Source organism: Myceligenerans cantabricum (genome assembly GCF_054777735.1).
Genome location: NZ_BAAHAJ010000009.1, coordinates 851,894 through 871,724 on the forward strand (window position 1 = coordinate 851,894; position 19,831 = coordinate 871,724).

Genomic DNA, 19,831 nt, shown 5'->3' on the forward strand with positions numbered 1-19,831 from the left:
GCACGTTGTTCAGCCTGTGGTCGACCCTCGGCGGGAAGGTTGCCGAGCGGTACTCCGAGTTGCTCCTGTCCCCCGCGCTCGGATTCTGGTTCGGCGGCATGCTTGCCTACGCCTACGCACGAGGCTGGCGTTCCGTGGCGGACTTCTGGATGACAGACCTCGGCGAAGCCAGCATCGTCATTCAAGTCTCTGTGGCGGTGGGCGCGCTTCTTCTCGTCGCCGGCTCGGCGAAGGTCGTCGAGTGGTTCACGCCCCCAATGCTGCGACTGCTCGAGGGTTACTGGCCAGCCCGGGCCGACCGTATCGCATCATGGCTTGTCGGCCGGCGTAGGCGGCGGATTGACCGCGACGCCGCGAAGTGGCGCGATCTATACCGATGCCGCGAGACGCACACCGTGTCGGAAGCACGCGAATTCCGGCGGATAAACACTCGGCGCTCAATGGTGCCGCCCTCCCCGGGCGATCGGATGCCCACCGGCGTGGGCGACGTCCTGCGTGCAATGGAGGCGCGTCCACGGCACCGGTACGGCCTCGACGCCGTGATCTGCTTCCCACACCTGTGGTCCGTCCTGCCGGAGCACGTGCGTGCCGACCTGGCCGGCGCACGCAGGCAGGTGGACGACGCCACGCGCCTGATCTGCTGGAGCATCCTGTTCTCGGTTTGGATGCCACTCGCATGGTGGGCTCTCATTCCTGCCGCCCTCGGCGCACTCGTCGGGTACCGGTCCGCCCTCGCGTCCGCACAAGAACTGTCCACGCTGGTCCAGTCCGCCTTCGACCTGTACCGCGGCCTGCTCTACGACGCTGTCGGCGCCGAGCGACCGAAGTCACACAAAGCGGAGCTTGCCGCCGGGACAGCCCTTACAGCCTGGTTCGAACGCGGATACGACCCCCGGTGAGATCACAACACAGGCCTGCTGGGTGGACGGGAGCCGCCAATGCCCATGCCACACCATCGCCTACACAGAGCTGGCGCTGGCTGAGGCCACCATCGTGAGGGATCAGAGAGCACCTGCTGCGGCAGCGCTCGACCCGACGTTCGTGCATTACACCACGCGCAGGTGCCCCCGAGAAGCTCGCCGCGACGCGATCGGGACGACCGTCGCAGTCTCTGCGTGTTGGCCGCCGTCGGGATCGGAGGATTCCGCGAGTGCCTGGAGCACGTCGCGCACATCCGGAGCGACGTCGCGGCGAGCGATGTAGTGCAGTTGCGTGATCCCCTGCGGCTTGTGGCCGAGCACCTGGCCTGCGACGTGGTCCCCGTACTTCTCGGCGATGGCGGTCGCGGCCGTCGACCGGAGCTTGTGGAAGGAGACGCGGTGCGGGTCGAGCGTTCCATTCGACTTCTCGACGATCCGATCGACGATCTTCCCCGCGTTGCCCGCGTTCCAGGCAGTGCCGTTCCGCGTGGGGAAGACCCAGCCGGAGGGTTTAGCGTCGTCGGGTCGAATCCTGACCAGTGCTTCGACGACCGCGGGTGGCAGGAGCACGGTCCGTTTGCTGAACTCGGTCTTCGGCGCCTCTTGGCGGAACGCTCCCTTGCCGGTCAGCTCCACCTGGGTGCCCGAGACCGACACGGTCGGCGACGGGCCTTCGAGCACGAGATCGCCCCAGCGCAGCACGACCGCCTCACCGACGCGCAGCGCGGTACCGAGCAGCAGCACGAGCAGCGTGTCGAGGTTGCTGGCCGTGACCCGCGTGATCTTCAGCGTGGGCTCGTCACGCAGAATCCTTCGCATGGTCTGCAGTTCCTCCGCCTCCAGGGCGACCGGCCGCGGGTCGTGCCGTCGCACGGGCGAGACGCCCGCCATCGGATCCGTCAGCAGGATCCCGAGCCGCACGGCCGATCGGAACGCACCGCGCAGGGCGACACGGATCTCCTCGGCACGCCCGCGGGAGATGCGCTTGTGACCGTCGAGCCACTGCTCCAGGGCAAGGGTCGTGACCTCGTCCAGAGGCAGGTTCCCGATGCCCCCATCCTCCGCGCAGACGTAGTTGATCGCGCGCTTCGTGTGGACGAGCGACTGAGGCCGCGGAGGCGTCTCGCCCCGGCGCTCGGTGGCATCGGGACGCGACCAGAACGCCGTCGACTCCGCCTCGAGCCGGTTGTACCAGTCCCAGCACAGCTCGCCGACCGTCGCCACGCTCGCGACCACCGTCGTGCCGAGGAGCTCGTCGATCTTGTCCTTGCAGTTGTCCTTGGCGGCCTGCTTGGTCGGGCCGGTGGCGGACGTCGTGCTCTCCTCGCCGAGGAGGTTGCAGTACCGCACGCGAGCCCGCCAGCGTCCGTTGGCCTGCTTCGAGGCGCTGATGTTCCCGTGGGTGCCGGGCTTGAGCTTCTCCATCACGACACCGCCTTCGACTCGCTCCACTCCAGCAGGTCGCGCGGGTCGTACCGCACGTGCCGGCCGTGGTGCCGGTAGCGGGGGCCGACGCCCTCGTAGCCCGAGCGGCGCCACTTCTCCAGGGTGTGGACCGAGACGCCCAGCAGCTCCGCGGCCTGCTCCGGCGTGAAGTACCCCGTCACGGGAAGCGTGACGTGGCGAGAAGGCTGACGGCCCCGGTGGTGCTTGCGGCTCATGCACCTCAGGGGCGCAAGGCGTGTCGCGCGCGGCCGTCCCCTGGCGTCCCGGACGTCTCGCGCCCGGCAACGGACTTCGGAATGCGTGTCCAATTCGTGTCACCTCGCGGTGTCACGAACGCGTTCCTGCAGGTCAGAGGACAATCAACCGGAAAGCAAGTACTTCTCGGTGTGACTTCCGGGGGTGCTCGCGGCCGTGCAGGTCCGACGGGTCCTCACAGTCAGGCGAAAGGGATCTCTGCACGTGGGGATCACGAGATCCATGGCCCCGAGTCGCCGTCCTCCTGCGGGCGTCGTGGTGAGGGGCCCGAGACTCCCGTCGTCGCGGGCCCCGGCAGCCGGGCCGTCTGCGGCACGTGACACCACCACCGCGACCGTGATCGCGGGCAGGCACTCGGTGGGGCTCACGCCAGCCAGCGGTCTCGATGTTCCGCCACGAACTCGTCGTCGCACAGCTCTGGATAGGCAGCGACGACCCGGCTGATCTCCTCCGACTGCCCGGGGGACAGCACTTCACCTCGGTCGAGGCACCATGTGCCGGCGAGGAGGCCCTGCCTCCGCAGGACCTCGTGGATGCCGGGCACGCAGCCCGCGAAGCGGTTCGCGACGTCGAAGATGGCCCCGTTGGCGTCGGTGAGCATCGGTGCGAGACGTGCGAGGTCGGCACGCTCGGCGTGATCACCGGCCTGCGCGCGACGAGCCCGGGCATGCACGGACACGGCCCGCCGGGTCCAGACCGCCCACTGGCCCAGCAGCCCGCCCACGACCGGCAGGTCGACGGGCGCCCGGTCGGGGCCGCGACCGGGCAGGCGGCTCATCAGGTCCATCACGATGCTGTCGTCGTTGCCCGTGTAGAGCGCGACGTCGGTCCGTCCGCTGGCCGCGACCCCTCGAGCCACATCGAGGGTCGCGTATCGGTCGAACGGCGCGATCTTGACTCCGACCACACCCGGGATCTCGGCGAAACGGCGCCAGAATGCGGAGTCGAGACGACGTCCTCCGATGGCTGCCTGGATGTAGAAGCCGATGACCGGCATCACCTCGGCGACGCGCACCGCGCGTTCGACGAGCTCCTCGTCCGTGGCGTCCGCCGCACCGAACGGAGTGAGCAGCACGAGGTCGTAGCCTGCCTCGGCGGCGACCCGTGCCTCTGCGACGGCCTGCTCGGCGTCGCCGGCGACGCCGGCGACGAGGACCGGTGCGTGCCCCGTGTACTCGGCGGCTGTCTCGGCCGCGAGCTCGAGCACCGGGGCGAACAGGTCACGGTGGGTGCTGTGCAGCTCGAACTGGGTGGTGTGGACGCCGACGGCGAGCCCCAGTGAACCTGCCTCGACGTAGTAGCGGGTCAGCGCACGCTGGCGTCGTTCGTCGATGCGACGGTCGGCGTCGAGCGCCAGCGGGTGCGCGGGGATGACTCCCCCGTCGCGGAACCTCGTGATGGCGTCAGGCATCAGAACTTCCCGTCTCGTTGCTGGAACTTGGTGGGCTTCTGATGCACCGACCCGCCTGCGAGGACCCACTCGGCGGTGAGGCCGATCAGCTCTTCCAGCGTGGTGTCCGGGTAGCCGAACAACCCGTGGCACGCACTCGCGTCCGAGAGCAGGGCGCTCGGCGACTCCTCACCCGTGAACTCGACGGGCAGGTGCATCCGTTCGGCGAGCCGCTCGGCGGTGCGGCGGACCGATATGGTCTCGGGCCCCGTCAGGTTGAGCACGAACGGCGGGACCGACGCGTGCAGCAGCGAACGGAGTATGACCTCGTTGGCGTACCCCTGCCACACCACGTTCGCGGCACCCATGGTGACGTCGACGGGCTGACCAGACTTGATCATGCGAGCCAGGTCGACGAGCACACCGTAGCGCAGCTCGACCGCGTAGTTCAGCCGGATCAGCGCGGTGGGGGTCGACGTCGTCTCAGCCATGTGGGTGAGGATCCGTTCACGGCCGAGGCATGACATCGCGTAGTCGCCGACCGGCCGCAGGTCGGTTCCCTCGGTGGCTCCGCCCGACGCCACGGGCATGAACGGGTAGACGTTACCGGTCGACAGCCCGACGAGGCGTGAACCCGCGTACCGCCGGGCCACGCCACCGGGAAGGTAGGTGTTCGTGGCCCAGGTCGCAGCCTCCTGCCCGGTGCTCCCGAACTTCGCACCGACGAGGAACACCACGTTCGCGGCGTCCGGGAGCTCGGCCAGCTGCCCTTCGTCGGTGACGTCGGCAGGAATCACCACGGCTCCCGTGGCCTCGGCCGCGGACCGGGCTTCCGTGCTGGCGAACCGTGAGACCGCCAGCACGCGGGAGTCGGATCCCGCCGCCTCGAACGCCCTGACCGCCATGCGGACGAGGCTCGGTCCGAGCTTCCCGCCGGCTCCGACCACGAGGAGGTCGCCGTCGAGGTGAGAGAGGTCTTCGATGAGTGCGGGGCGTGGCGTGGTCAGCCGGTCGTCCAACTGGGCCGTGGTGAGCATCGCTCCTCCTTCTTCTTCTGAGTCGTGTCGTTCGTCCGGTCGTGCGGCGTCAGAGCGCCGACGCACCGCAGAGCCGGCCGAGCAGTCATGGCTTCGGTCACGACCGGTGGGCCGCGAGCGTCCTGCGGAAGGCGCCGACGGCGACCGGGAGCGGAGCCGCCTCGGGATACCAGGCTCGTTCCCACTCGAGAGAGACGGCCCCGGTGTACCCGATGCCGTCGAGCGCGTCGAGGATGCCGTGCAGCGGCACCGCCCCGTCGCCCGGGAGGACCGGCGCGAGCTCCGTCGGTCCGGCGGCGTCCTTCAGCTGCACGTGCCGCAGCCACGGGGCGAGAGCCGCCGCCGTCGCCTCCGGGGTCTCACCGGCGCGCCATGGGTTGACCGCGTCCCACAGCGCGCCGAGCCGGTCGCTCGCCGCGCGCGTGAGAATTCGGCCCAGAGCAGCACCCGTGAGGAACACGTCGTGTGTCTCGATGAGCACCGTCACGTCCGTGCCGTCGATGGCGGCCGCGACGTCCGCGAGACGCCGGGCAGCAACCTCCTCGGACTCCGCGACGCCCTCGACACCGCCGAAGACTCGGACGAACGGGCTTCCGACTGCCTCCGCGAGACGCACGTGCGCGATCGTCTCGGCCACCGGGTTGCCGTCGTCACGGGCGATCCGCACGTACGAGGCGACGCAGACCGGGTCGACGGCAGCCTCGGCCAGAGCCGTGCCGAGCTGCCGGGCCTCGTCGGGAGTGCTGTCGGGGGCCAGCAGCTCACCGTCGGCGCAACGGAGCTCCACCGAACGGATGCCACTGGCGTCGGCGATCTCCTTGAGCCCGGCCACGGTCGCCCCAGGGGCACCGAGCGAGCTGAACGCGAGCTTCCGGTCGTGACGGTCGCTCATGTCGGGGCCCCCTCGGCGACGTGCGCGCGCACCTCGACGGGCTCGCCGAGGCGAGCGGAGTCGTAGACCGCCTGGGCCACGGCCAGCACCTCGAGCCCGTGCTGTGCGCCCACCCGGGGGTGGGTGCCAGAGGTCGCCGCGTGGACGAAGTCGAGGAGCTGGTCGGCGAACGCCGTGGGTATCTCGTCCTTGTCCGGGGTGATCGTGTGCCGCGGGACGCCTCGCTCGAACAGTCGTACCCCGCGCCCGCGCTCGATGGTGAGAGCGCCGGTCTCACCGACGACAGACATGATCTCGGTGAACGGGAGACCGGTCCCTCCGAGGGTGAGTGACGCGTGCGCCCCGTTGCCGAGCTCGAAGACCGACGTCGCCTCCGTCTCGACACGGCTGCCCGGCCGTGCGGCGACGAACCCGTGCGCGCGAACGATCGGGCTGCCTCCGAGCCACCGGATCCGGTCGATGGCATGTGTGCCGACGTTCATGAGGATTCCGCCGCCCGCGATGTCAGGGTCGAAGAACCATGCCGGTCGCGAGCCCTCGGAGTAGTCGGACGCCCGTTGCTCGCTCAGCAGCACCGGCGTACCGATCTCGCCGGACCGGATCAGCTCTTCCGCCGTCACCAGGGTCGGCATGAAGTGCAGGACGTGCCCGACGGCGACCGTCACCCCCGCCGCGCGCGACGCCGCGATGATCCGGCGCGCCTCGTCCGCTCTCACCGCGAGCGGCTTCTCGATGAGCGCGTGCGTGCCCGCGGCGATCGCGTCGAGCGCGATGGACGCATGGAGGGCATGGGGGACCGTGATGATCACCCCGTCGACCCCGGCATCGGCAAGCAGGCGACGGTGGTCGGTGTAGCTGCGTGCCTCGTACGCGGAGGCAAGCGTGTTCGCCGCTGCTTCGCGCACGTCGCACACGGCCACGACGCGGTGTCCCGTGTGGGCGACCGCCGCGGCGTGCAGCTCGGCGATCGCGCCGGCGCCGATGATGCCGACACGGAATGGCGTGGAGTTCACAGGTTTCCTTTCGATGCTCACGCGCTCAGCCCTTGAGGCCGGCGTTCGCGGCGCCTTGCACGAAGTAGCGCTGGGCGAGGAGGAAGACGACGAGGATCGGCACAAGACTCATCAGAGCCGCCGCGGTCACGAGCTGCTCGTCGCCGGCGAACTGCCCCTGCAGGCTCTGCACACCGATCGGGAGCGTGTAGTTCTCAGGGGAGACGAGATAGATCGTCGGCTCGAGGATCGCGCCCCACGTCGCCATGAACGTGAAGATCGCGAGTGTCGCGAGCGCCGGCTTCGCGAGCGGAAGGTGCACCCGCCAGAACACCTGCCACGGGTTGGCCCCGTCCAGGGTCGCGGCCTCCTCGAAGTCCTTGGGAATGGACAGGAAGGTCTGCCGCATCAGGAATATCCCGAACGGGGTCGCCAGCCAGTACGGCACGATGAGCGGGAGCAGCGTGTCGAGCCAGCCGAACGACTTGAACAGGATGAAGCTCGGCACGATGGTGATGATCGTCGGGAGCATCATCGTGCCGATCGCAGCAGTGAGCAGGAGGTTGCGCCAGGGCAGCACCATGCGCGCGAGCGCGTGCCCGACCATGGAGCTGGTGAGAAGGCATCCGACCACGGCGGCGACCGCGACGATCAGGCTGTTCATCAGGTACAGGTGGAACGGGGCTCGCTGCCAGACCTCGAGGTAGTTCTCCCAGTGCGCGGGATCCGGGATCCACCGGGGAGGTACCTGAACGTACTGCTCGTACGACTTCAACGAGCTGCTGAACGCCGCGAGGAAGGGCAGAACCATGACCAGGGCACCCGCGATGACGAACAGGTACGCCGGAACCTTGCGGAGCGCGCGCACGCGCCGACGGCGGCGGAGCGCCGGGCGCTCGGCGGTCTCAAGCGGCATAGTGCACCCACCTCTTCTGCAGACGGAACTGGACGACGGTGAGCAGCATGATGATCGCGAGCAGCACCCAGGCGATCGCCGAGGCGTATCCCATCTGGAAGTACTCGAAGCCCTGGCGGTAGAGGTACAGGACCGTCAGCTCGCTCGCGCCGTTCGGGCCGCCGTCCGTCATCACGAACACCTGGTCGAACGCCTGCAGCGTCTGGATGACCGTGAGGATCAGCACGAGGAACGTGGTCCCGGAGATCCACGGCAGCGTGACGAAGCGGAACCGCTGGAGCCCGCTCGCCCCGTCGAGCTTCGCGGCCTCGTACTGCTCGTCGGGAATCGACTGGAGACCGGCGAGGAAGAGCACGGCCATGTACCCCACGCCCTTCCACACGGCGACGGCCACCAGGGTGGGGATCACGAGAACCGGATCCTGCAGCCAGTCCTGCCGCGGCAGGCCGAGTGACTCGAGCACCGTGTTCGCCACGCCGAACCGGGAGTTGAAGATGGCGTCCGCCACGAAGGCCACGACTACCCACGAGGAGATCACCGGGACGAAGTAGGCCCCCCGCAGCAACGCGATGCCGCGAATCCGCTGGTTGAGCGCAATGGCGAGGAGCAGGGCGAGACCGGTCTGCACGGGCACGAACAGCACGGCGAAGTACGCGGTGTTGCCGAGCGTGCGCCAGAACACCGGGTCACCCGCCAGCCGTTCGAAGTTCGCGAGCCCCACCCACGTCGGTGGGCTCACCATGTCGTACGCGGTGAAGGCGAACGCGAGCGAGGCGAGAAGCGGCCACAGGGTCAGGACCAGCAGGTGCAGCAGGTAGGGGGACGCGAACAGGATGCCCCACCCCATGCCGCGCGGGCGGCGGCGCTCTCCGCGCACACGGGCCGGGGAGACCCGTGCGCCGGGCGGCGCTCCCGCTGTCCGCATCTTCTTCAGCGTGGTGGTCATGGAACCTACTCCTGGCCGGCGAGGAAGCGGTCGATGCTCGCCTGAGCGTCCTGCTCTCCGGTCGACAGCGCGTCAGTGATCGCCACGTCGCCCGACAGGGCGGCAGTGATCTGCTCGCTGATCACGGCGGTGTACTCCGACCACACGGCGTTCTCGCCCAGGTCCTCGGCTTCTGCCAACGCGTCGAGGAACGCCTGCCGGTTCTCCGGGGCCGTCTCGGCCCCGAGGAAGGCGTCCGACTCGGCGACAGCCCGGTTGATCGGGATGCCCTCGCCCAGCTCGGCCCACTTCGTCTGCGGATCCTGAGCCGAGAAGAACTCGATCCACCTCCAGGCCGCGTCCCCCTCGGCGTCCGTGGTCGCAGCGTTCACCGACCAGGCGTTCACGATCGCGACCTCTCCCCGTTCACCCGAGGGACCCTCGGGCATGCGAACGACGTCGAAGTCGGCGCCGCCGGCCAGCGCGGCCTGCGACCGCGCATAGATCCCGAAGGACATGGCCACCGTCTGGTTGGCGAACAGCTCGTGCACGGAGCCGAGCGACTCGGTCGCGACGACGTCGGGCGCGAAACCATCGGGCCCCATGGCCTCGGTCATCCACTGCAGCGCGGCCTCGGAGGCGGCGCTGTCGAGGGTCACATCGGTACGCGTCTCATCGATGGTCTCACCTCCGAAGGCGCGGATCATGGGCCACCAGCTCTCGGTGAAGCCAGGCGAGAAGGCGCGGAAGCCGTAGACCTCGGGCCGGCCGTCGCCGTTCTCGTCGACGGTCAGCTCGCGCGCGGCCTTGGCGAGGTCCTCGTAGGTCCATTCGTCGGTCGGCGCCTCGAGTCCCGCGTCGTCGAACATCGCGGTGTTGTAGAACAGCACTGGCGTCTGGGCCGCCTGCGGAAAGCCCCAGAGGTGCCCGTCCGCATCACGGTGGAGGTCGACGCCGATGTAGTCGGCCTCGTCGATCTGCCCGGCGTACTCCGAGAGGTCCCGGAGACTGCCGCGTGCCGCGAACTCTTGGACGAGCACCCCGTCGGAGAGCCACACGTCGGGTGCGTTCCCGCCGGCGACCTGCGTACGGAGCCGCTTGAAGAAGTCGGCGTAGGGTGCGGACTGCACCTCGACGGACAGTTCGGGATTCGCGTCACGGAACTCGTCGACGAGCTCCTGCATGGTGAGGTCCGCTGCGCTGCCCGCCGCTGCGTAGTACCCGATGGTGAGCGTGTCCGCCTCTGCGGAGCCCTGCCCGTCACCGGTGCAGCCTGCCAGGGTCGTTCCAGCGATCGTCAGGACCGCCGCGGCGGCGACGACTCTGAGGTGTCGATGATTCATGATTCTCCCGTTCTCAGTCACGCACCGGAAGGATGCGCCGGTTGATGGTCAGGACCCAGGTCACGCCGGCCGCTCGACCGGCTCGGCGCTCGGCTCGAGCACGCTCGACGCCCGGACCGTGACACAGGGCTGCAGCAAGGTCCTGGTCGCGTGCCGGGATCCGTCCAGAGCGATCTGCCGCAGCAGTGTGAGGGCCGCGAGGCGGCCCACCTCGAACTTCGGGGGTGAGACGGCGCTGAGCGGCACCTCCGCGAGATCGGCGACCTCGTCGTCGTACGCCACGACGGCGACGTCCGAGGGCACGCTGATGCCCGCTGACCGCAGCCGGGGCAGGAGCGCCGTCGCCTCCCGATCGCCCAGGCAGAAGATGGCGTCGAGCCGCTCGCTCCGCGCCGTGTCCGCATAGCTCTGGAGGGCCGCGGCGGGCCACTGTGCCGCACGCACCACGGCGGAAGGAAGCTGCTCGAGTCCGAGGTCGGAGATCGCCCGGTCGTAGCCCTCGAACACCTGCTCGGCCGTGGCGGTGTCGCTGCGACCGAGGAATCCGATCCGTCGGCGCCCCTGGTCCATGAGGTGGCGGACGGCGGCATAGCCTCCGCCGACGACATCGGTGCAGACGTAGGAGAGCGTGTCGTCCGGCGTCGGCGACGGCGGACGCCGCTCCAGCAGCATGGCGGGGATCGGCAGCGAGCGGATCGCCTCGAACTGATCGGTGGGATCACCACGGTGGAGCGTCGGGGCGATGAGCAGGCCCGAAGCACCCGACTCGATGAGCTCGCGGACACGGGTGAGCTCCAGGGCGGGGTCGTAGTCGCTGGAGGCAAGCAGCAGCCGGGCACCCGCCGCCCCGGTGACCCGCTCGATCCCGGCGATGACGCTCGGGAAGTAGTAGCTCGTGCTGGGCACGACGACACCGACGAAGTGTGAGCCGTTGCCCTGCCGTTCCACGGCGACGTAGGTGCCCGAGCCCTGCCGGCGCCTGACGACGCCCTCCTCCACCAGGACCTCGACCGCACGCCGAACCGTGTTGATGCCGACCGAGTACGCCTTCGAGAGCTCCGCCTCGGTGGGGAGACGACCGTCCAGCGGCCATTCGCCGGCGTCGATGCGATCACGAAGCCGAGACGCCACGGTCTGGAACAGCTTCTGCTGCGAATAGAATGAATTCATTCTACCTTTGTCACCCTCCTCGGCGGACCTCGCGTTGATAAGACGCGACAGTACGCCCGTCGGCAAATGAACGTCAAGAATGAAATCGAGGTAGATTCATCGCAGGGCTTGCACCCAAGGAATGAATAACCCCTATTCATTCTCATCCAGAGGAGGAACTGTGGCAGATCGAGCAGCAGAGCTCATCGGTCCCCTGTCCGGGCTGCTGGTCGAACGCGTCGAGGCGTTCGCGGTCCGCCTGCCGACCAGAGCGGCGTTCGCGATCGCCGGCGGCACCGTCACATCGGCCGACAGCACGACGACACGAGTCCTCGTCCGGGTCGAGGCCGGCGGCCATGTCGGCTGGGGCGAAGCCACCCCGACGCCCGCGTGGACCTACGAGACCGCTGAATCCATCTTCACCACGATCGACCGCTACCTTGGCCCTGCGATCGTCGGACACCCTGTGTGGAACCTCGACGAGGTGGCTCGCCGCTTCGACACCGTGATCAACCGTGGCATCAGCATCGGAGCCCCCCTCGCGAAGAGTGCGGTCGACCTGGCTCTGCACGACCTCGTCGGACGCGCGCTCGGGGTCTCGCTGGGAGAGCTGTGGGGCCAGCGGCGCCGCGACGACATCGAGCTCGGATGGATCGTCTCCGGCGATTCACCCGAGGCGGCGATCGCCGCGGTCGAGGAAGGCCGTGGCCGCGGGCACCGTCACTTCAAGGTCAAGGTCGGCATGCACCGGGCCGCTGACGAAGTGGCCATGGTGCGGGCCGTGCGGGACCAGGTGCCTGAAGGGCAGCTCTGGATCGACGGCAACCAAGGGTTCCGGCTCGACGAGGCACTGAGCCTGGCGCGCGCTCTTGCCGATGTCGGAGTCGTGGCGTTCGAGCAGCCGTTGCCCGCGAACGACCTCGTCGGCCTCGGACGGCTGCGGGCCGCCTCGCCGGTGCCGATCGCGCTGGACGAGAGCCTTCGGCACCCGTCGGACCTGGTCGCCGCGCTCCGCCTCGACGCCCTCGACATCGCGATCGCGAAGGTCCAGCGCAGCGGTGGGCTGCTCCTCGCGCGCCGCCTCTGTCAGTACGCCGAGGACGCAGGAATTCGGCTCATGGGCAGCGGGCTGACGGACACCGAGCTCGGCTTCGCGGCGTCCTTGCACCTGTTCGCCGCGTTCGGTGTCGAGACCGCGGTCGACCTCAACGGCCGCCAGTTCGTCGAGTCGAGCTACGTCCTCGGGGACGGTGTGCGGGTCGAACAGGGAGTCGCGACCGTCCCGGACGCCCCGGGGCTCGGCGTCGAGGTCGACGAGACGGCGGTCGCGGAGCTGTCCTACGACCTGTTCGCCTGACCGGGCGCCGGCTCGCCGCCGGACACGCCTCGTGGCTGACCCGGCGGTGCGCCGTCGTGGTGTCACGCAAGACGCACGAGGCTCTCCACGCGGACCGCGTGCCGAGGCGGCCTCCCGTCGGCGATCCGCCTCGCCTCGTCGACCGCCGCTGCGGCGAGCCGTCGAAGCTCCGACCCGAGCGAACCCGCGATGTGCGGGGTAAGAAGGACGTTCGGGAGGTCGTACAGCCGATCCCCCCGCGCCGGGATCCAGGGATCCGTCACGTCGAGGACCGCGTAGACGTCCCCCGTCGCCAGACGTTCGGTGAGCGCCTGCTGGTCCACCAGGGATCCCCTGGCCGTGTTGATCAGAGTGGCTCCTGGTTTCATCGTCCGGATCATCTCTCTGTCGATGAGGTGACGCGTCTCCGGGAGGGCGGGCGCGTGAAGCGAGACGATGTCGCTGGTGGCGACCAGCTCCCGGAGCTCGAGACGGGTCACGCCCAGCACTGTGGCGTCCGCCGCCGAGAGGTAGGGGTCGGCCACGGCGACGTCAAGGTCGAAGGGACGCAGCAGCTCGATGACGCGGCGGCCGATGGCCGAGGCCCCGACGAGGCCGACCCTCTTGCCGAGATTGCCGATCTCGTGGGTGAGATCGGTCATCGGGTCGAAACGTTGCGTTCTCCCGAGCAAGCGGGACAGATCGATGACCCGCTTGTTGGCGAGCAGGATCATCGCCAGGGTGTATTCGGCGACGGGGAGAGCATTGACCGACGCGGCCGATGTCACGACGATGCCACGCTCCCAGACCTCAGCCGTGAGATGGTCCTTCACCGTTCCACCCGTGTGAACGATCGCCGTGAGACGCGGAGCCCGGTCCAGCACGGCAGTGTCCACCGGTGGGCACCCCCACCCGGTGATGAGCACCTCGGTCTCACGCAGCACGGCGCGTGCCACGGCGCCGTCGAAGGCGCTGAGCGGCTCCGGCGTCAGCAGCAGGACCGCCGGGTCCAGTGCCGTGCGCTGGCCCGGCGGGAACAGTCGCTCCGCGACGTCGCTGCTCATGGCCAGGGCTGCCTTGACAGGGCGGCTCACTCGGCCGCTCCCCCGGACGCACCTGCACACCGGTGTCGCCGAGGAACACCCTGCCGGAGCATCGTGTCGAGGAAACCTGGCCTGGTGAACGGTCGCATCTGCTGCTCCTCATCGGTCCTGAGCCGTGGTCACACGGCGTCACGGCTCAACTATCACCGGCAGCGCCGCACATGAGCACCCATACGAACATCGGCGCACAGAAGATCTCAGCGGTCGGCGCTCGAGGCCCGCGCGTTGAGCACCGGCAGCAGGTCGATACGCGCGAAGGACTCGGATGCCGAACCTCGGCCGGCGGCGAGGAACTGCTCGACGCACATCCGGGCCGCGAGGTATCCGACCCGGTACTTGGGCGGCGCCACGGCGGTCAGCGGGACGGAGGCGAGCGAAGCCACCTCGTCGTCGTAGGCGACGAGCGCGAGGTCGTCGGGGACGACGATCCCCCGGTCCTCGGCCAGCTCGAGGAGAGAGATGGCGACCTCGTCGGGAAGGACGATCAGAGCGTCCGCGACGCCGTCACGGCAAGCGTTCAGGATTCCGTCGAGAGCCCGGCGCAGCGTCGCGATCGGAGCCTCGCGCGGTGGCAGCTCGAACTCGATCGGCGCACGCCGCCCCTCGCCGGCCGTCAATGCGCGTCGGTAACCCTCCTTCACCGGGCCCGCCGTAGGATTCTCGCGCAGGACCAGGCCGATCCGCCGATGCCCTTCGGCCATGAGGTGCGCCACGGCCAGTTCCGCGCCGTGGGCATGGTTGCTCCGCACCGCACCGAGTGCGGCCAGGGAGGCCCTGGAGTCGACGGCGCGTTCCACGACGACGGCTGGGATCCCGACGTCACGGAGCGTCTCGAAGGTCGTGGGTTCCCGGTGGAACGGAAGGCTCGGCGTCACCAGGACCCCGTCGACCCTGTGCGCCACGAGCCGTGAGATCTGCTTCCTCTCGATGTCCGGAGAGTACTCCGAGATCCCGAGGACCAGCCGGCACTCCGCTTCCGCGACAGCCGCCTTCGCGCCCCGGATGACCTCCGGGTAGTAGTAGGTGGCGGACGGTACGACCATGCCGAGGGTCGCGAGAGGCGTCAGTCTCCGGCTTGTCGACACGGCGCCTCGGCGGCGCGGTCTCACCGCACCGCCGTGCACCCGCTCGACCAGACCCTGCTCCTCGAGGAACGCGAGGTCGCGCCGGACGGTCATCCCCGAGATGCCCCACCGGCGGGAGAGCTCCGCGACGTTGACGCCCCCGCGCACCTCGACCTCGCGCAGGATCTGGGAATGTCGCATCGCCCGGTGCATGTGCATCAGTGTGAAGACATGGCGCGTGTGCCTGCAAGGCGCAGACTAGAGCACGGCCACCCTGATGGCATCACTGGAGGTCTTGCCGGCGTAGTTCTCCCATTCCACACGAAAGGTGTAGACGCCTGGTTCGAGCCCTTCGACCTCGTGGGTGGCTTTCTGCGCGTGCGGGGTACCGTCATCGAGCTCGCCGTCCGCGATCACGACGTCGTCCCGGAAGAAGCGGTAGCTTGTTCCGTTGGTACCCCACCACAGATCTCCGCTGATGGTGAACGAGCCGTCTCCCTCGTGGTTGTCGTGACTGAGAACCGGCTTCGCGGGCTTCGCCTGGGTGACCGAGACGGTCAGAGGGAAGAGCGAGGTGCTACCACGGGAGTTGATGAGCTCGCCGGTGTAGACGTAGGTGCCGTCGACACGCCCTTCGAGAGGAACCGTAGCCGTCTGGGCACGCGGGGAGCTCGGGTCGAGATCGACAGATCCGACGAGGACCCCGTCCTCGAAGAGGCGGAAGGTGCTGGCGTTCTCACCCCACCACATGTTCATGGTGACGTCGTAGCTTCCGTCCCGCAGCCCGTCGTCGCCGCTGTCCGTGGAGAGCACGCCACGGGCGGGCGGCGCCGTCGCGCGGCCGGAATGGCGCGGCAGCCCACGGGCGGTGTCCTCGTCGAGCGCGTCGAAGTCCACCACGCGGTCATCGACGACCAAGGTCTTGCCGTGAACCTCGGCGCCGAGGACGCCGCTCTCCGAGGTGGCGAGCACCACACGGAACTCAGCCGCCGTTCCTACCCGGGTGAGGCGCAAGGTGCCGTCGACGACCTCCCCCGTCAGCTGATCACGGTCCAGGACAAATCCGGACAGGACGGCACCGTTGGGACTGGTGAAAGTGAAGTACGGCTCGTCCTCCGCGGCGTCCGGCAGGAGAGCGATCTCCACCCCGGCCTCGGGCCGGATCTGCCAGTCCCAGCTGTGAGACGTGTCGTCGGCGAACGTGTCCTTGATGGCGACGATCGCGTCAGCGGCGCCGCCGGCCGCCAGATCGACCACCTCTTCCCGAACGGCGGTGTCGACGAGGAAGTTGCCGGCCCCGTCCAGCTCTACGTAGCCACCACCCTGCCCCGGGAACGCCCTGGCCTCGAGAGTCCTTCCGGCGCCGGTCTCCGTCTCGTACTGGTTCCGGTACGGTTCCAGCCTGCCGTCGACCAGCGGCTTGCTCCATGCCAGCGGCTCGGTCCACTGTTTGCCGCCGAGCATCGCCCACGTCGTGTCGTGGCTCATCCATGTCAGCGAGAAGGTCTCCGCGCTCGACCAGCCTCGGTGCTGCTGGTTGCGGCTCGCCGTACCGACCAGGGTGTCGTCTCTGTCGGCGTACTCCGATCGAAAAGCGTAGAAACCCTGGTCCTCGTCGAGCAGTGCGGTGTGGGCCTTGGCCGCGGTGAGGTCGCCGGCGTCGCCGCTGGTGTCCTCCGGGTAGAAGAGCACGGTCCAGAGCGCGTGGACCCCGTCCAGGCCCTGGTCGTCCGAGAGCATGCCCTGCACGCGGTCGTACGTGTGCTTCAGTCCAGGCTTCGCGGCGTCCGGTGTGAGCGGGAACATGAGCGGGAGCGCACCGGCCACCTCGCCCTTGGGGCCTGAGACGCCGAACTGGAGCGTGTCGGCTCGGCTGCGTGACGAGACGGCGTGCAGTGCGACGTTCCAGAACTTCGGCCGGGCGAGCTCCGTGTCCAGGGTCCGCACCCCGCTGTCCTGCACGGCGTAGATCGACGGGAACATGTAGAGCGCGGTGTAGTGCAGGTAGTCCCAGCCCTCCTGGGTGAGGCCGGTGTCCGTATACGCCTGCGACAGGTGACGACCGGTCTCGTCGATCAAGAAGGAGATCCGGTGGTCGTGGTCGCCGAAGTCCGCGTCGCCGCGGGCCGCCAGGAGCAGCGCGAGCTCTGTCGAGCGGACCACCCCGACCCAGTTGCTCGTCTTCTCCGTGTCGTCGAGTGCGTCATGGTGATACGTCGACGACAGATCGATCGACCGCGTCATGACGTCGCGGACACGAGCACGTTGCGCTTCGGTCCACCCGTTGAACGCCCAGTCGTAGGTCGGTGCCAGAAGCAGGTTCGCGCGTGCCAGCTCGAGCCCCATGTTGACGGGCCGAGGCTTCACGAACTCCTCCGCAGAGATCAAGGCCTCGTACGCCAGCTCCGCATACTGCCGATCGCCGGTGATGGCATACACGAACGCTGCTTCGCGAGCACGGTACAGGCCGCCGCTCCCGTTGCCCGGGTAGCCCGACTCGGGCCCGGTGATCCGCGCGAGCATCGCTTCCCACGCCGCGGTCGTGGTCTCGTCCCCGTCCCGCAGCTGTTCGTTCACACGATCGACCGTCTGCGTGTCGACCAGAGCGCGCGGGTGGGAGGAGCCACCGACCTGTGCCGTCGCGAGGGTGCTGCCGGCGGAGCGCAGCGTGATCTCCTCGCCGGGCTCTCCGGCCAGGTCGATACCGCCGTCATACCCCTGGACCGGTTGCGGATCACGTTCTCCGACCTGGACGGTCAGGTCCGTGTCGGGCGCGTCCGCCGCGAGCGCCCATGAAGCATGGGCCATCCCCTCGTCGGCCTCGGTGCTGGTGAGGACCGTCGTCGCGGTGCGGTCCCCGAACGTCGTCGCTGTCGTCATGGTGGCGGTGGGGGTGGTCGCGACGATCGTGCCCTCGTCGTCGAGCGCCTGGACCTGATAGGTGTAGGTGGTGGCCGGGTCGACCGTGTCGTCAGCCGTCGTGGTTGCGACCGCCTTCCTCACCAGGCTGGACGAGTCTCCCGGCGGCGTCTGCACGCCCTCGGCGCGGTGCACCGCGTAGCGTGTGGCATCGTCGACGTCGAGACTCCACTGAAGCTCCACGGTTCCGGCCGGGGTCGGAGTGCCGGAGAGGGATCCGGTGCTCGTGTTCTCGTGGATGCCCATCTGCGTGAACCAGACCGTCCCTGAGGAGAAGTCGAGCATCGGCTCGATGGACAAGCGAGTCGTCCCCTGCGGCAGCACCAGGTCGACCGAGTACTCACGCCAGCCGAACGACCCGCTCAGGTAGGGGCCTCTCGCGATCGGTACGGTGACGTCCCCGCTCGCGTCGTAGGCCTGGACACGGATCATCGTGAAGCCTTCCGACAGCCCTTCACCCTTGGTGAGCCCGCGCACCGTCAGCCTGCGCGGGGTGGCGTCGTCCACCACGAGGCTCTGCGTCAGCGCGTAGCGTGCCGTGTCGCCCGACGTCGAGGTGATCGATACCGCGGAAGTGCCACCCGGGCCGTCGGGCCCGACCGCGACGGATGCCGAGCCCACGGGATTCCACACGTTCCAGGCGGTCGGCTGCCCTGAGGCGTCGACCGACGCGAAGTCAGGATTCCTGATCTCGGGGACCTCGGCAGCTCTCGCTGGGCCCGCAGGCGCTCCCACCAGTGACGCCACCACGACGGCGGCCAGGAGAAGGCCCGACATGCTCTTGACGGTCCGTGAAAGAACTACACCTGCAGGTTGCATGGTGACCTCGAATGCCTCAGGTCGATGCGCTGACACCGACGTACGCGTCGTTGCGGTTCTCAGGACACTATCCAGCCCTCCGTCGAGCCGGCACGAGACGCACAGAATCGAACAGACCCGCTGCCGGACGCGATCTCGTGGCCCTGCGTCCCGACCCGCCCTGTTCGATGGTTCCGGTCCGGACGCGATCGCCGTGTGCACGGTCTTCGTCCCGGGGAGCGCCGCTGTCGGCGGGGAGCTCGCGGTACAGCTCGGCACCGCGGAGTTCCCGCGGTCGGTGACCTCCGGCACCTCGGGCACGCGGCGGACGGGGTGGCAGCGAAGGTAGACACCGTGTATCTTCGTAGGTGGACACTGTGAACCATGAGGTTCTCGGGTCGGACGCGGGAGGAAGCCATGCAGGAGAAATTTGTGCTGGTCACCGGTGCCACCGGCGGCCTCGGCCGCAGGACGGTAGGAGAGCTCGTCCGCCGTGGCGTGCCGGTCGTCGTCGGCGGGCGCAGACAGGCCGCCGTCGAGGCGGTGATGGCGGAGGTCACGGCAGCAGGGGTGCCGAGCCTGCCCTTCGTGGCAGACCTGGCCGACCTGGCGTCGGTGCGGCGAGGGCTGGAGAAGCTGGGCGACGTGCGCCTGCGCGGCCTGGTCGCGAACGCGGGGATGAACACCCCGCGGGACGCTCGGACCACCGACGGGTTCGAGATCAACTTCGGGGTCAACGTGCTCGCGCACCAGCTCGTGCTCTGGTCGCTGCGCGACCGGCTCGAGCCGGGCGCGCGGGTCGTGGTGCTGAGCAGCGGGGTGCACGAGCCGGACAACAAGCTTGCCCGCCGGGCCGGCGTCCCGGTGCCCACCTGGATGGGAACGCGCAACCTGGCTCTGCCCGACCAGGCCGAGCCCGATCGGCGGATCGAGGCCGGTGTCGTCCGGTACTCGACCTCGAAGCTCGCGAACGTGCTCCAGGCGCGCGGTCTGCAGGCCCACTTGCGCGACGCCGGACGCGACGTGGACGTCTTCGCCGTCGACCCTGGCCTGATGGTCGACACCAGCCTGGCGCGCGAGCTCCCCCGCTGGCTCCGGCCAGCGCTGCGCGCCCTGGGGTACGCACTGACCCCGTTCGTCGCGAACATGCGCCTGTCCACCACGAGCGCACGCAACATCGCGGCACTCCTGCTGGACGAGAGCTGGCACGGCCGGGGGTTCCAGTACCTCGACGGGCTGCACCCGAAGGACCCGTCGCCGGACGCGATGCGCGACGAGCTCGTCACCGAGCTGTGGACCCAGAGCGCGGAGCTGGTCGGAATCACAGGGCCCCGACTACGCTGACA

At 69.1% G+C, this 19,831-nt stretch carries 16 protein-coding genes; 3 read left to right on the forward strand and 13 right to left on the reverse strand.

The window, feature by feature from the left end; translation table 11 throughout:
- Positions 1 to 5 precede the first annotated feature (5 nt).
- Complete coding sequence (locus ACYU96_RS13005; RefSeq protein ID WP_460753933.1) at positions 6 to 899, forward strand: hypothetical protein; 894 nt, start codon at positions 6 to 8, stop codon at positions 897 to 899.
- 147 nt (positions 900 to 1,046) lie between these two features.
- Here the strand turns inward: ACYU96_RS13005 and ACYU96_RS13010 are convergent, their stop codons facing one another.
- The 10 genes from ACYU96_RS13010 to ACYU96_RS13055 all read right to left on the reverse strand — a co-directional run bounded on the left by ACYU96_RS13010 (position 1,047) and on the right by ACYU96_RS13055 (position 11,286).
- The gene (locus ACYU96_RS13010) at positions 1,047 to 2,345 is read right to left on the reverse strand and encodes a site-specific integrase (protein WP_460753936.1); all 1,299 of its coding nucleotides are present in this window, start codon (positions 2,343 to 2,345) and stop codon (positions 1,047 to 1,049) included.
- Complete coding sequence (locus ACYU96_RS13015; protein ID WP_460753938.1) at positions 2,345 to 2,581, reverse strand: helix-turn-helix domain-containing protein; 237 nt, start codon at positions 2,579 to 2,581, stop codon at positions 2,345 to 2,347. The genes ACYU96_RS13010 and ACYU96_RS13015 overlap by 1 nt, the downstream gene beginning before the upstream one ends.
- A 404-nt stretch (positions 2,582 to 2,985) precedes the next feature.
- Positions 2,986 to 4,032 carry a dihydrodipicolinate synthase family protein gene (locus tag ACYU96_RS13020; protein WP_460753940.1) on the reverse strand — a complete coding sequence of 349 codons (1,047 nt, stop codon included), beginning with the start codon at positions 4,030 to 4,032 and terminating at the stop codon, positions 2,986 to 2,988.
- Positions 4,032 to 5,048 (reverse strand): NAD-dependent epimerase/dehydratase family protein, encoded by a 1,017-nt coding sequence (locus tag ACYU96_RS13025; protein WP_460753943.1) that lies wholly within the window; start codon positions 5,046 to 5,048, stop codon positions 4,032 to 4,034. Before ACYU96_RS13025 ends, ACYU96_RS13020 begins: the two co-directional genes overlap by 1 nt.
- A gap of 97 nt (positions 5,049 to 5,145) precedes the next feature.
- Complete coding sequence (locus ACYU96_RS13030) at positions 5,146 to 5,940, reverse strand: sugar phosphate isomerase/epimerase family protein (RefSeq protein ID WP_460753946.1); 795 nt, start codon at positions 5,938 to 5,940, stop codon at positions 5,146 to 5,148.
- Positions 5,937 to 6,953: a Gfo/Idh/MocA family protein gene (locus ACYU96_RS13035; RefSeq protein WP_460753949.1), complete on the reverse strand. Its 1,017-nt coding sequence runs from the start codon at positions 6,951 to 6,953 to the stop codon at positions 5,937 to 5,939. The genes ACYU96_RS13030 and ACYU96_RS13035 overlap by 4 nt, the downstream gene beginning before the upstream one ends.
- Positions 6,954 to 6,978: 25 nt before the next feature.
- A complete protein-coding gene (locus tag ACYU96_RS13040; RefSeq protein ID WP_460753951.1) occupies positions 6,979 to 7,848 on the reverse strand; it encodes a carbohydrate ABC transporter permease in 870 nt (289 codons plus the stop codon).
- A complete protein-coding gene (locus ACYU96_RS13045; RefSeq protein WP_460753954.1) occupies positions 7,838 to 8,794 on the reverse strand; it encodes a carbohydrate ABC transporter permease in 957 nt (318 codons plus the stop codon). Before ACYU96_RS13045 ends, ACYU96_RS13040 begins: the two co-directional genes overlap by 11 nt.
- Positions 8,795 to 8,799: 5 nt before the next feature.
- Positions 8,800 to 10,116, reverse strand: a complete 1,317-nt coding sequence (locus ACYU96_RS13050) for an ABC transporter substrate-binding protein (RefSeq protein ID WP_460753956.1) — start codon at positions 10,114 to 10,116, stop codon at positions 8,800 to 8,802.
- Between the two features lie 60 nt (positions 10,117 to 10,176).
- Positions 10,177 to 11,286: a GntR family transcriptional regulator gene (locus ACYU96_RS13055; protein ID WP_460753959.1), complete on the reverse strand. Its 1,110-nt coding sequence runs from the start codon at positions 11,284 to 11,286 to the stop codon at positions 10,177 to 10,179.
- A gap of 160 nt (positions 11,287 to 11,446) precedes the next feature.
- Between ACYU96_RS13055 and ACYU96_RS13060 the strand changes: the two genes are divergently transcribed.
- Positions 11,447 to 12,622 carry a mandelate racemase/muconate lactonizing enzyme family protein gene (locus tag ACYU96_RS13060; RefSeq protein WP_460753961.1) on the forward strand — a complete coding sequence of 392 codons (1,176 nt, stop codon included), beginning with the start codon at positions 11,447 to 11,449 and terminating at the stop codon, positions 12,620 to 12,622.
- Between the two features lie 62 nt (positions 12,623 to 12,684).
- Here the strand turns inward: ACYU96_RS13060 and ACYU96_RS13065 are convergent, their stop codons facing one another.
- The 3 genes from ACYU96_RS13065 to ACYU96_RS13075 all read right to left on the reverse strand — a co-directional run bounded on the left by ACYU96_RS13065 (position 12,685) and on the right by ACYU96_RS13075 (position 18,464).
- On the reverse strand, positions 12,685 to 13,665 hold the full coding sequence (locus ACYU96_RS13065; RefSeq protein ID WP_460754644.1) for a hydroxyacid dehydrogenase: 981 nt from the start codon (positions 13,663 to 13,665) through the stop codon (positions 12,685 to 12,687).
- Between the two features lie 236 nt (positions 13,666 to 13,901).
- A complete protein-coding gene (locus tag ACYU96_RS13070) occupies positions 13,902 to 14,969 on the reverse strand; it encodes a substrate-binding domain-containing protein (RefSeq protein ID WP_460753964.1) in 1,068 nt (355 codons plus the stop codon).
- 57 nt (positions 14,970 to 15,026) lie between these two features.
- On the reverse strand, positions 15,027 to 18,464 hold the full coding sequence (locus ACYU96_RS13075) for an early set domain-containing protein (RefSeq protein ID WP_460753966.1): 3,438 nt from the start codon (positions 18,462 to 18,464) through the stop codon (positions 15,027 to 15,029).
- A 405-nt stretch (positions 18,465 to 18,869) separates the two neighbouring features.
- Between ACYU96_RS13075 and ACYU96_RS13080 the strand changes: the two genes are divergently transcribed.
- Positions 18,870 to 19,829 (forward strand): SDR family NAD(P)-dependent oxidoreductase, encoded by a 960-nt coding sequence (locus tag ACYU96_RS13080; RefSeq protein WP_460753969.1) that lies wholly within the window; start codon positions 18,870 to 18,872, stop codon positions 19,827 to 19,829.
- The last annotated feature ends 2 nt before the right edge of the window (positions 19,830 to 19,831 follow it).

What these genes read in the sequence shown, in the direction of transcription:
- ACYU96_RS13010 (WP_460753936.1), bottom strand. Translation starts at nt 2,345, where the DNA reads ATGGAGAAGCTCAAGCCCGGCACCCACGGGAACATCAGCGCCTCGAAG.
- ACYU96_RS13015 (WP_460753938.1), bottom strand. Translation starts at nt 2,581, where the DNA reads ATGAGCCGCAAGCACCACCGGGGCCGTCAGCCTTCTCGCCACGTCACG.
- ACYU96_RS13020 (WP_460753940.1), bottom strand. Translation starts at nt 4,032, where the DNA reads ATGCCTGACGCCATCACGAGGTTCCGCGACGGGGGAGTCATCCCCGCG.
- ACYU96_RS13025 (WP_460753943.1), bottom strand. Translation starts at nt 5,048, where the DNA reads ATGCTCACCACGGCCCAGTTGGACGACCGGCTGACCACGCCACGCCCC.
- ACYU96_RS13030 (WP_460753946.1), bottom strand. Translation starts at nt 5,940, where the DNA reads ATGAGCGACCGTCACGACCGGAAGCTCGCGTTCAGCTCGCTCGGTGCC.
- ACYU96_RS13040 (WP_460753951.1), bottom strand. Translation starts at nt 7,848, where the DNA reads ATGCCGCTTGAGACCGCCGAGCGCCCGGCGCTCCGCCGCCGTCGGCGC.
- ACYU96_RS13045 (WP_460753954.1), bottom strand. Translation starts at nt 8,794, where the DNA reads ATGACCACCACGCTGAAGAAGATGCGGACAGCGGGAGCGCCGCCCGGC.
- ACYU96_RS13050 (WP_460753956.1), bottom strand. Translation starts at nt 10,116, where the DNA reads ATGAATCATCGACACCTCAGAGTCGTCGCCGCCGCGGCGGTCCTGACG.
- ACYU96_RS13055 (WP_460753959.1), bottom strand. Translation starts at nt 11,286, where the DNA reads ATGAATTCATTCTATTCGCAGCAGAAGCTGTTCCAGACCGTGGCGTCT.
- ACYU96_RS13065 (WP_460754644.1), bottom strand. Translation starts at nt 13,665, where the DNA reads ATGAGCAGCGACGTCGCGGAGCGACTGTTCCCGCCGGGCCAGCGCACG.
- ACYU96_RS13070 (WP_460753964.1), bottom strand. Translation starts at nt 14,969, where the DNA reads ATGCGACATTCCCAGATCCTGCGCGAGGTCGAGGTGCGCGGGGGCGTC.
- ACYU96_RS13075 (WP_460753966.1), bottom strand. Translation starts at nt 18,464, where the DNA reads ATGTCGGGCCTTCTCCTGGCCGCCGTCGTGGTGGCGTCACTGGTGGGA.
- ACYU96_RS13080 (WP_460753969.1), top strand. Translation starts at nt 18,870, where the DNA reads ATGAGGTTCTCGGGTCGGACGCGGGAGGAAGCCATGCAGGAGAAATTT.